Annotated in this window: 3 protein-coding genes; all 3 read right to left on the minus strand. The window is 35.3% G+C overall.

All coding sequences use genetic code 11. The features are described 5' to 3' along the window. Positions 1-1,388, minus strand: a 1,388-nt coding sequence (locus tag ACY651_RS08550) for an RtcB family protein (protein ID WP_462251685.1), incomplete at its 3' end; no start/stop codon positions are given. A gap of 70 nt (positions 1,389-1,458) precedes the next feature. Continuing rightward, complete coding sequence (locus ACY651_RS08555; RefSeq protein WP_462251687.1) at positions 1,459-1,986, minus strand: 3'-5' exonuclease; 528 nt, start codon at positions 1,984-1,986, stop codon at positions 1,459-1,461. 127 nt (positions 1,987-2,113) lie between these two features. Beyond that, positions 2,114-3,877, minus strand: a complete 1,764-nt coding sequence (locus ACY651_RS08560) for a hypothetical protein (protein ID WP_462251689.1) — start codon at positions 3,875-3,877, stop codon at positions 2,114-2,116. Positions 3,878-4,275 lie beyond the last annotated feature (398 nt).

Consider the following 4,275-nt stretch of genomic DNA (forward strand, 5'->3'; position numbering starts at 1 on the left):
TGCACAATCGCCGGATAAAATTTACCCAACACATCAACCAATGCAGTTTGGCTTTGCATTACTTCGTGAATATCCTTGTAAGCAAAAGGTGCTTCATCTAACCCGCCACCAATTAATTTTACGCCATGTGCTGTTAATTCTTTTTTCAAAGCTTCGGGAGTAATGTTGGCTAACGCTTTGCTTCTGCTCATTTTTCTTCCTGCACCATGAGATGCAGAATTTAAAGAAGCAGCTTGGCCTTTACCTTTTACAATAAAGCCCGGTGCAGTCATGCTGCCTGGAATAATCCCTAACACATCTTTACCTGCAGGAGTTGCACCTTTACGATGTACAATTACCTCATTGCCATTATACATTTCTTTCCATGCAAAGTTGTGGTGGTTCTCTACCATGGCCAATGGTTTTTCACCAATGGCATTTGCAATTTTTGCATGTATGGTATGGTGACAGGCACTTGCATAATCACCTGCTAAATTCATCGCTAACCAGTATTCCATTCCTTCTTCGGTATCTAAATCTAACCAGGCTAAATGTTTTGCTTCCTTGGGCAATACCGTTTTTTGCATGGCAATTTGTGTATAGTGGTTGGCAATGTTGGCACCTAATCCACGGCTTCCGCTATGGCTTAATAAACCCACATAATTACCAATAGCTAAACCCATTGGGTTTGTTGCATCGGTAATTTCTACTTTACCAAACTCCACAAAATGATTACCGCTACCACTGGTACCTAATTGCTTTAAGGCTTTATGTTGCAATGGTTGTAAAAAAGAAATATCATTGAATTCATTTCTGTCCAATACTTCATGTTCTGTACGTTCACTAAATTCTCTTCCTGCACCAAATAAAGTATTGGCCACTAATTCTCTTTGAAAATTAGCTTCTCTTTTTTTCAACTCCGCAGGATCAATAGCAAAAATGCTCAGGCACATTCTGCAACCAATATCTACACCCACCGCATAAGGAATAATGGCATTGTTGGTGGCTAACACACCGCCGATGGGTAAACCATAACCCTGGTGTGCATCGGGCATTAAAGCGCCGGCAACAGCTACAGGTAATTTAGCGGCTATCTGCATTTGTGCTAATGCACCTTCTTCAATATATTTTGCGCCGAAGACATTGTATGCAATACCTTTTTCATTCAAAGGAATTTCTATTGCTGCTTCTTCTTCCACTACAATTAATTTTTCTGCTATTTTACCCAATACTTCATCGGCCAAATAATTTTCTGGCGCAGCTAAAATATCTTTTAGTATTTGCAATGCTTCATCTTCGGTGGAATGTTTAAAGTGTGTACACATGGTATGCATGGCCACACTTACTACCGGCCCTTCTTCGTAGCCAATAGTACGGATCTGTTTTCCGGTTAATTTTAATTTGCTCATTTGTTTTGTGTTATCCAGGGAAGTCAAGTTTTAAAAACTTGACTTCCCTTTCCAGTTGTTTTTTAATTTTTTATTGTGCCGGTATCTTCAATCCCATTGCCTTCATCGCCAGCAAAGCTTCTGCATTACCTAATGCATCATTCACCGGGTTATGATCATGACCGGTTTTACGAAACAGTTTTTTCCATTCTGCATTTAAGCCGGTGTCCATCTTCATGCCGCAGTACAGATCACCGATGCGCCTTGCAGAAAAGCCAAAAGGATTTTTGCCCAGGTAAGTATGAAAATACCAGTTGATCCACTGCCAATCGAAAGCCGGATTATCACTGATAAATATTGGTTTGTTCTTTGAATTGTCTGATAACCATTTTGCAAAATCCTCCATCACTTTTTTCGGTTCTTCAAATTGCTCATGCTCCTGCCTGCTGATACCACTTACTGCCAATGCTTCCGGTATCCATTGTTCAGATATCGGCTTTGTTTTGCCATAAAATGTTTTGCTTAATGTTGGCTCCAGCACTACGGCACCAAAACATACCATTGAATATGTGTGTGGTATGGGGCCGTCTGATTCAACATCTACTATTATGTAACTCAATGTTTTTGTTTTTAAATTTTTTTAAATATTTTTTTTGATGCCATCATTTGTTTTTTATGGCATCATCGTTGCGTCGCACTCTTGTACGACATACTTCTATTGAGCATTTATCGAAAATGAAAAATATTTATAATTCTTCGGAAAGTTGGGCTTGTGTCAAACCAGCCATTTTTGCTAATCCAGTTAATTTTTCTTCTTTACCGTAATGATGAGTCTTTATTAACTCTTGCCGAAACTTTGTTTCATATATTTCGTCAAAACTTACATTTGTAGCTAGAAAATTATTAACAGTTCCAATTTTCTTATTTTTTTCTTTCCTATTTTTTATTATAGTCCAATACCTATCTATTAGCTTGGATAGTGAACTAAAATCTTCTCCTCTCATTGCATAATCAAAAAGCACTTCGAGACTTACAATAGTAACATTTTGAATATTATCGAACTTCATCATTTCCTCCTCAATCTTTTTCTCAAAAACAATATTTAAATACTCATTTATTCCAGGCATGCTGAACATAAAATCTGTATGGCATATTATCGGGTATATTTTAACCTTTTGCTTCCTTTCTATTGCTTTGTTAAGACCTATATCAAAATCATACTCCAATTTATAGATACTAGAAATATTGTTCACTAACTGTTCAATACCTTTTGGATTATCTTTATCCGATACTATAAATCTTTCATCAATATATTTCTTAAAATTGGCAAACTCTTTTCCTGCTAATATTTTATCCGGAAATAAATAATCCTTAAATTCTAGTAGAAGTACGGATTTATTGTGTTTATAATACAAGTCCGGTTTTCCTAAAACATTATCATCAAAATGTGAGATGTCATACTTTGATTTAAACATTAATTTCATAATGCTTTTGAAAAATAAGTTTTCAAAAAAATCTTTTGAAACTTTGGTTTTATAGTTTGGAAAAGCCTGATTAGGGTCTTTCAATTCTTTTTCTATTTTCTTCCGTAAGCCTGTTTCATAAAACATTTCGAAAAGCAGCCCTTTATATACTTTCTTTCTAAACATATCCTCATCGATTATCATAAAACCTCGAATACTTGTTTCGAATAGAGGATATTTTCTCAAGTCAGATATTCCTAATTTGGATTTACCCAACAAGTGATTAGATGAAAGTGCTTTTAAATGACTTATATCCATGCCTTGGTTTGGTTTAATAGATACTAATTTGCGTAGAGGCTCAGAAGGATTATCGATTGTAGTTATATTTAAAACCTGATTAAAACTTCCCATAAACTGCCCTAGATTTTGAAACGAGTATTTATTAACTAACTCTTTTAAAAATGGATTGTATTTATCATATGCATACTTTAAAAAACATAACAATTTGAAGAGTTCATATACCATATTAACTCTGTGATTAAATTCATACTGTCTAATACCACCAGCCCAAAGTAAGGGAAGGGTTGGCATTATTTCTAACTTATATTCTTTAGCATTTTCTAGTAAGCTTGAATCTACTTTTCTGACATCATCCACAAATACTAAATAAGCTATAAAAATATTATACTCATGAATTGGTGCATTTATATCAGTTGCACAAACATTGTTACGCTCTAATTCCTTTAATATCATTGCCAATAAACAACTCCTATCAAACAGGGTTCCATCAAAGCCATTTACTAGGATGTTATAGTTCGAAAAAGCAGTTTCTAAATTATTATACTGTTCTTTGGTAAATCGATACGAAACTCTTTCCCACAAACGTTTTTGTTTGTGAATGTGTGATTCGGATGTATTTAATTCTGTACTAAGACTCATCAATACCATTATTACAATCTCAGAAGGAACGTTTTTTAATATCTCTTCGTAAGACTTCGTCGGTTCTCCAAACAAACTTCGATAACCCGGCATCATTATCATTTTCATATTCTGTATTTTAGTCTAATGTATTAAGTCTACATTCAGCAAACTATTTGAAGTTAAAAGCTCAATAAAGGTATGCCGTACAAGTGAGTGACACAACGATGCTGAGCAGAATTACAAAGGCTCGCCCCAAAAAATAAAAAACATCCGGTACCGGAATGATACCGGATGTTGATACTGCTGCTGGTAAAAGAAGTCAAGTTTTAAAAACTTGACTTCTTTGGTTAATGCTGCGCCACAAAAATCTGTTTCAACTGCTCAATCAAGGCACCATTACCACTTACGCTGATGTTGCTGATTTTGTCGGCAATTTTTTCAACGTATTCCATCTCTTTCAATTTCCACAACATGGTATTGTCTTCCATTAATTTGGCAGTGTTTAACAAACTACGGGTGCTGGC

Source organism: Ferruginibacter sp. (genome assembly GCF_031391665.1).
GTDB lineage: Bacteria > Bacteroidota > Bacteroidia > Chitinophagales > Chitinophagaceae > Ferruginibacter.